This window comes from Leisingera sp. JC1, assembly GCF_001679925.1.
In the GTDB taxonomy this organism is placed as follows: domain Bacteria; phylum Pseudomonadota; class Alphaproteobacteria; order Rhodobacterales; family Rhodobacteraceae; genus Leisingera.
Genome location: NZ_LYUZ01000068.1, coordinates 85,718 through 92,903, shown reverse-complemented (window position 1 = coordinate 92,903; position 7,186 = coordinate 85,718). Strand labels below are relative to the sequence as shown.

Genomic DNA, 7,186 nt, shown 5'->3' with positions numbered 1-7,186 from the left:
TTTACACGACCAATGCCATTGAAGCGCTGAACTCGAAAATCCGCCGCGCGGTCCGAACCCGCGGCCATTTCCCCAGCGATGAGGCGGCGGCCAAGTTGATCTATCTGGCGCTGAATGCTACCTCAGCGGAGTGGAAGCGGTCAGTGCGCGAATGGCATGCGGTGAAAAGCCAGCTCGCCATCATGTTCGAGGAACGCTTCCCATTGGCGTAAGAAATGGCGCCGGGGCACAAAATTCCGCACAGTCTCGTTAGTACCATCTATCAGGCAACGACGGCCCACAACCACCATTCAGCATTAAGCCGTATGTTGCCGCGCGGCCTGTCATACTGGCCATTCGCTGCAGGCGCGAAATTCTGATTACGCCAAATTCACCCTGTGCGGACATCATGGCACTACAGCGCGGACTGTGGCAGCATCCTGGCATGATCGAATTCCGCACTCTCGCCGATGACCATCCCGACCTCGCGCATTCTCCGCTGCTTCGGGGCGCTCTGCTTACTCTGCAATATGCGCAGAAGCACGGATCAATCGGTTTGACCAAAACCAAGGCCTTCAAGCGCGTCTTCGTCCATTGGGCCGTCGAGCATTTCGACTGGCCGGGGAGAAGTGCAGAAGAGATGTTCCGCTACAACAAGGTGATCAATGAGTATGAGTTTCCCCCGCTCGAGGTTTTGCATTTCCTGCTGATCTCCCTGCGCCTGGGACGTCACNCTCGCGCATTCTCCGCTGCTTCGGGGCGCTCTGCTTACTCTGCAATATGCGCAGAAGCACGGATCAATCGGTTTGACCAAAACCAAGGCCTTCAAGCGCGTCTTCGTCCATTGGGCCGTCGAGCATTTCGACTGGCCGGGGAGAAGTGCAGAAGAGATGTTCCGCTACAACAAGGTGATCAATGAGTATGAGTTTCCCCCGCTCGAGGTTTTGCATTTCCTGCTGATCTCCCTGCGCCTGGGACGTCACATCAAGGGAGAATTTCGGCTGACCAAGAGTGGTACACAACTGGCACAAGCCCCTGGCCGCTTGTTTTCCAAGCTGATCCCATACTTTGTGTTCCGGATCGATCACGCTGCCTATGCGCGCTTCGACGACCGCCCCATAGGAGAATGGGACGTTTGGATGAACGTGATAAACGTAGAGGCTGATCAGGGAACGACCGAGGCTGCTTTGTTCGAAGCCTTCTATGGTGAGCCACAAGATTGGCACACCGCGGAGTGGCGAGAGATGGCCGCGTTCTCATCTTGCGTGCTGCGACCGCTCGGATGGGCGGGGTTGCTACTCGAGACCCGCGAAGACGGCCCTGACAAGCAGGTGTGTCATGTGTTTAAAAGCCCGCTCTGGCGCAGCGCACTTAACCTTGACACCGATGACATGCTGCGACCGATGTCCGTTCAGTGACGTGTATTTCACTGCTCCGAAGATCCAAGGCTGATTGCGTTTGATCCGGCCCAAAACGGCCGTTCAACCATAGTCACCGTCGCCGCGGTGCAGCCCCTCAGAGGAGACATTCGCTGCAAGCGCAACAAGGCGGGTTCAACGGACGGGCACTGAAGAAGTTCGCGATCTGTATGCAATGGAGCTATAGTATCTGCGATGAACAGCATTCGGCCAATTCCGTCATTCAATATCCATGCTTTGCGACATGGGGGAAAAATTATGTCTCTTCTTCGGCGCACTACGAAGCTTCTAGCGGTGCTTTTTACATGCCAACTGGCGCAAGCGTTGCATGCAGAGGAACTTCCAGATGTGACCATCTTGAGAAGCGCCCCAGATTCTTCCTGCCCAAAAATTGAGTTGGCAGTTAATGGAGTTTTTCGGGCCAACGGCCTCGAGTTTCGGAACGGTTCGGTGTCGTCTGTTCCCAATGGGGTCTACAAAGCCGACGTTTCCGAGGCGAATGGGGTTCTAAGGTTCGACATAACTGAGCCCATCACCAGATCATTCACTCTTCGCCTAAAGCCGAGCCTCGATGAGGAAGGCAATGCTCAGCTCAATTCAAGTGTGAAAGATTGGATCGGTTCAATCTCACCGCCTCAGGGTGGTATCCTAGCGGTCAGCTTGCATTCAAGAGAGTGTGAACTTTCAGTCGGTTGGAACCTAAGTAAACCAAATGGGATATTTGATGGGATATTTGGCTCTGGGAACACCAACCACGATCCTCGGCAGGTTCGGCTTACCTTTGAAAACTACGAAGAAGTCATACTGCGTTCTACAGAAAACGAAGAAGACTTTTTTGTGCAAAGGCGGGATGGAAAATGGGAGCAGGAGTCAAACGGGGCTATCGTGGCCACGTATGTAGAAACGAGTCGGCAACTCCAAGGCTTTCAGCTTCTCGATGACGTGCGAATTGTAACCGAAGTGCTGGGCATTGAAGTTGAGCATCCAAGGATTGTGATGGTGCCGCATGGGTTCGAAACTTGGGTTCCCACCTTGAATAAGCACGTCTATCAGTACAGGCCGGATAATGAATTCATATTCAATGCTCGCCGAGATCGTGTGGCTCATCTAACAGATTTTGAGTCTACCCTACATCAAGCAACGTTCATCGAGCAAATTCTGTCAGATTCTACGCTTGGCTCTCTATCAGTTTCAATTGAAAGCGATAATCGTTTGGGATTTGTTGGTAACACCAATAGGTTCCTTCTGTTGGCATTTGCCCAATCAATCGATAGCGAATTCTCACAATCTCCCGATACCGTCGAAGCTGGGGAATTCATGTCCCTGGCAAGCTTCAAAATTGAAGGAGAATGTGATGGAGACAACATTTCTACAGTGAGCCTTGAAGACATAAGCATAGAATTTGGCCCGGTCATCGATGGAAGCGAGTATGTAGAATTTCCCGATGATTTGAACGTTGAGGACGAGGTAGTTGAAGGTAAGTCAAGATCAGTGGTCAAATTTGAGGCTTGGATTCAATATCAGCCGTTACTTCCTAGACTCCCCGCCCTCGAAAATGCGATGCCCAGAGAGTGTAATAGCATCTGGCAGAAGTCGTCAGTTACCCTCTATTGTGATGAATCCAAAATAAGGTCGAGTTCAACCGTGTCCGCAAGTAATTTCGTTAGCGGCATGATCAACTTAGGGGCCGAAAACGTAAGCCACAAATTCAACGGCTTTGAGAGCCTGTGGCGTTGTAGCGAAACAGACCCCAGCCTGATCGAGTAGTCGAGTTGCTCGAAGTTAGCTCATTCGTCAGAACAGATGTATCGGCCATTTTTGAATACCAAGGAACCGCCTTCGAAACAGCTGTAACAGCCCACAGCTGGATTGTAGCTCAAATCGGACAAGCAACACAGGCAATTTCCTGCGTCCACAACCTTCCCAACGGTGCATTTGCAGCCTGAGTCACTTTTGATCCCTTCGGTTGCAGAAGACGTATATGGCGACGACTCATAGGCAAGTTGTATGTCGCCCTTCGACTGTGGGAGTTCTTGCCGTAGTTCATTCCCAACATCTAAGGTTAGCCGAGCCATCAAGTCTTCCGCATTTGCCACCGAAAACGTAGAAACCACAAAAAGCATACACGAAATCAGAATTCTCATTGTAATGTCGCCTTTATTATCCGTATTGTAGAAAGTTTCCATACAAACCATTATCATATTTTGGCCTATTTGTCACGCCGCGGCTGCATTGATTGACCCCGACTGTCCAGCCCCCAGTTTCAGTACCAGTGATTTGAGTTTTCTCTAAGAAGGTTTCAGGTACTGGTGGGCGCATGTTTAATGCGTGATGAGGTCTGACCCGATTGTACTGCCTGAGCCACAAATTGATGGCGCCCTGAGCCTGCCTGGTGCTGTGGAACCACTCGGCATTCAGGACTTCTCGTCTTAGCGTTCCGTTGAATCTTTCGTTGTATCCGCTCTCCCAAGGGCTCCCGGGGTAGATTTGTATCGGCTGGATGCCGACCTTCTTCAACCAATCCTGCAGATACCCGGCTATGTGTGAACAGGTGTGCAATTTTGCCCCCGAAGTGGACCTGTCGCGGCTTTGTTCCGCTCCTTTGACTTGGTGTTTTGCCACAAAGGAGAGACATCGATGGCATCGAAACCACGCCCGGAATTCCGGGCAGAGGCAGTGCGCGTTGCGTTGACGTTTTAAACGTCCGCTTTTCACTTCCACAAAGGAACCATCGCGGACGCAGCGAAAGTCCGCTTCCCGCCCTTCTTGTGGAAGAAAAGAAGGTCGAAAGGAAGTGGTCTTGTCCTCACCGGGTTGATTGCCGCCGTCTACAGGGGCGTTTGTAACCCGACGTGATGCCCAAGCAATGCAGCCTAAAGGCTATGCCGCTGCAATAGCATTTGCGAACGCAAATCCCAAGCATGCGTGAATTACTCTTACATCTGCAGGGTTTTTCTCGCAGGTGCCGCGTTTAGTGCTTCCTTGAAATCACTTCTGCGCACTGTCGCACTCGAAAAGGGGGCAAGCGCGAGTTTGGATACCCTTGGAAGCAGCCAGTTTTTTTCCACAATGAGGGGTGACCGCTCTCCATCAAAAGGGCCGTAGGTCACCCCTCATTGCATGCCGCGTTAGCGGCATTCGTTCCTAAAAGGCGCGTACTTTAGATGGTTGTGCTTTTACTGTGGAGGTCACCTTGTGAACACAAACATTGAATGAAGTTGCAGCCGGTAAGTAATAGAAAATAAAGGTAAAGGTCCAATATGAACAAAGTTCAGTGTGTATTTAGGGGGGCTGTATCTACTGTTTTGCGCGACCCACTCATGCCTATCTGGGGCTGTCGCCAGGGATGGATTTTGAGACCCGGCTGATTGCACGGCCCAATGCCGCCGAGGTGCTGCGCAAGGAGCTGTCAGCGCCGCGCTACAAGGCGGCCGCGATTGCGCTTGGCACCAACACGGATCCCTACCAGCCCTGCGAGCGGGATCTGCGTATTTCACGCGCCTGCCTGGAGGTGCTGAGCGACTTCAACCACCCGGTGGCAATTGTGACCAAAGGCGCCATGGTAGAGCGGGACCTGGATATCCTGGCGCCAATGGCGGCGAAGGGGCTGGTAAGGGTGGGTATTTCCGTTACCACGCTGGACCCGGACCTTTCCCGGCGGATGGAGCCGCGGGCGCCGCTGCCCGCCCGTCGGCTGGCCGCCATCCGGCGTCTGACAGAGGCCGGCGTGCCGGTGCGGGTGATGACATCGCCGGTGGTGCCGGGGCTGACGGATCATGAGCTGGAGGCGCTGCTGGCGGCCGGGGCAGAGGCGGGCGCGGATGCGGCCAGCTGGATCATGCTGCGTCTGCCGCGGGAGGTGTCGGAACTGTGGCAGGAATGGCTGGCAGAACACGAACCGGGCCGCGCCGCCAAGGTGATGGCGCGGCTGCGGGAAATGCACGGCGGGCGCGATTATGACCCGCGCTGGGGTCACCGGATGCGGGGCGAGGGGCGCTACGCCGAGATGACCGCGCAGCGGTTCAAGGCGGCTTGCAAGCGGCTGGGGCTGCAGGAGCGGACGGAGGCACTACGTTGCGACCTGTTCGCGCGGCCTCCGCAGCCGGGTGATCAGCTGGCGCTTTTCTGACCCTTTCTTGACCAGCCGGGCAGCGTTTTGTGCTATTCTGGAACCCTTCATGACGGAAAGGAAGGTGTCCCATGGCTCCTGTAGCTGTGACGGCGCGTGTCACAGGGCGCGTGCAGGGCGTGGCTTTCCGCACCTGGGCGCGGGCGGAGGCTTTGCGTCACGGGCTGTCAGGCTGGGTCCGCAATGAACCGGACGGCTCGGTTCGGGCCTTGCTGATAGGACCTGCAGCCAGCGTTGCGGATATGGTGCGCAGAATGGGCCGCGGCCCCGGGGCGGCCTCGGTCAAGGACGTTCTGACGGAAAGAACCGATCCGGACCCTGGGATCAGCGGTTTTCGTATCACCGGATAAGCTGAGCCGGAGGGGAATAGGCAGCGCCGCGTGTGAAGACGCGGCGCCAATCGTTCTGTCTGTGCCTGCTTGCGGTCAGGCGCGGCGGCGGCCGCGGCGGCCGCGGCGCTCACCGCCGGCGTTCGCATCTTCGCCGGTGCCGTCGCTGTCAGAAGTGAAGGGGCCCAGCACCTCGACGATTTTCTCCAGCGCCGGCGCGTCGCCGCGCGGGCGGCTGTCCAGCGCATCGCGCATGGAGCGGAGGTGATCGGGCATGGTGCCGCAGCAGCCGCCGACGATCTTGGCACCTGCATCGCGGGCCATCACCGCATATTCACCCATCAGCTCCGGGGTGCCGTCATAGTGGATGTGGCCGTCGACATATTTCGGAATGCCGGCATTGCCCTTGGAAATAATCGGGCGTTCAGTGCCTTGCGCGGCAAAGCCCAGCACAGTGCGCAGGATGTCGGAAGCGCCGGTGCCGCAATTGGCGCCAAAAGCCAGCGGCGCGTTTTCAAACTCTTCCACCAACTGCGCCAGGTCTGAGGAGGTCACCCCCATCATGGTGCGGCCTGCAGTGTCAAAGCTCATGGTGCCGCACCAGGGCATGTCCGCCAGCTTGAAGGCCTCAGCTGCGGCGCGGAATTCTTCGGGGGCGGAAATGGTTTCCAGCCACAGCACATCGGCGCCGCCCTCCTTCAGGGCATCGGCCTGTTCGTGGAACATCTCAACCGCAAGGGCGTGGGACATCTCGCCGACCGGCTCGAAGATCTCGCCGGTCGGCCCAACGGAGCCGGCAACGGCGATCTTGCGTTCCGCCTTGTCGGCAACTTCGCGGCCCAGCTCTGCAGCGACCCGGTTCAATTCGCGCACACGGCCCTGCGCGTCGTGTAGTTTCAGGCGCGCGGCTGTGCCGCCAAAGCTGTTGGTCAGAAACAGGTCGCTGCCGGCATCCACCGACCCCTGGTACAGCGCCAGGATCTTTTTGGGCTCATCAACGTTCCACAGTTCCGGCGCATCGCCGGATTGCAGGCCCATGGCAAAGAGATTGGTGCCGGTCGCGCCATCCGCCAGCAGCACGTCCCTGGTTTCCAGCAGGTGTTTGAAGGTATTGGTCATCGGTTCTGTTCCGTATCATCAGGCCGCCCCGGCGGACCGGGCGGCAAATAGGTCTGTTTCCCCTGTCTCACGCCAAGCGTGGAACGGCAATTTCATTTTCCTCATCTTCATTATGAGAGCGCTGCCCGGCTGCCGCAAAGCTGGCAGCCCGGAGAGGAATGCGGCGCGAAGCCGTGCAAGATCCACTGTATCCAGAGTAGATTTCTGCAACA

At 56.2% G+C, this 7,186-nt stretch carries 6 protein-coding genes and 1 pseudogene; 5 read left to right on the top strand and 2 right to left on the bottom strand.

Annotated features, from left to right (window positions below; all coding sequences use genetic code 11):
• From A9D60_RS06910 to A9D60_RS06895, 3 genes are all read left to right on the top strand, one after another.
• Window positions 1-212 (top strand): transposase (locus A9D60_RS06910; RefSeq protein ID WP_141117855.1); only part of this gene is annotated, 212 nt, incomplete at its 5' end.
• A gap of 501 nt (window positions 213-713) precedes the next feature.
• Window positions 714-1,397 (top strand): hypothetical protein (locus tag A9D60_RS06900; RefSeq protein WP_141117859.1); only part of this gene is annotated, 684 nt, incomplete at its 5' end.
• Window positions 1,398-1,592: 195 nt separating this feature from the next.
• Window positions 1,593-3,164, top strand: coding sequence for a hypothetical protein (locus A9D60_RS06895; protein WP_217492040.1), 1,572 nt, complete (start codon window positions 1,593-1,595; stop codon window positions 3,162-3,164).
• Between the two features lie 393 nt (window positions 3,165-3,557).
• Here the strand turns inward: A9D60_RS06895 and A9D60_RS27340 are convergent, their stop codons facing one another.
• Entirely contained in the window at window positions 3,558-4,019 is a 462-nt protein-coding gene (locus A9D60_RS27340) for a transposase (RefSeq protein ID WP_368072341.1), read from the bottom strand.
• A 667-nt stretch (window positions 4,020-4,686) separates the two neighbouring features.
• Here A9D60_RS27340 and A9D60_RS06890 point away from each other — a divergent pair.
• Window positions 4,687-5,526: pseudogene (locus A9D60_RS06890) on the top strand (PA0069 family radical SAM protein); the annotation flags it as partial.
• A gap of 71 nt (window positions 5,527-5,597) precedes the next feature.
• Window positions 5,598-5,876: an acylphosphatase gene (locus A9D60_RS06885; RefSeq protein WP_065266891.1), complete on the top strand. Its 279-nt coding sequence runs from the start codon at window positions 5,598-5,600 to the stop codon at window positions 5,874-5,876.
• Between the two features lie 75 nt (window positions 5,877-5,951).
• Here A9D60_RS06885 and bmt read toward each other — a convergent pair whose 3' ends face one another.
• The gene (gene bmt, locus A9D60_RS06880) at window positions 5,952-6,974 is read right to left on the bottom strand and encodes a betaine--homocysteine S-methyltransferase (RefSeq protein WP_065266890.1); all 1,023 of its coding nucleotides are present in this window, start codon (window positions 6,972-6,974) and stop codon (window positions 5,952-5,954) included.
• Window positions 6,975-7,186: the final 212 nt, after the last annotated feature.

Excerpts from the sequence above, each read along its gene's own strand:
- A9D60_RS06895 (WP_217492040.1), top strand. The coding sequence starts at position 1,593 with ATGAACAGCATTCGGCCAATTCCGTCATTCAATATCCATGCTTTGCGA.
- A9D60_RS06885 (WP_065266891.1), top strand. The coding sequence starts at position 5,598 with ATGGCTCCTGTAGCTGTGACGGCGCGTGTCACAGGGCGCGTGCAGGGC.
- bmt (WP_065266890.1), bottom strand. The coding sequence starts at position 6,974 with ATGACCAATACCTTCAAACACCTGCTGGAAACCAGGGACGTGCTGCTG.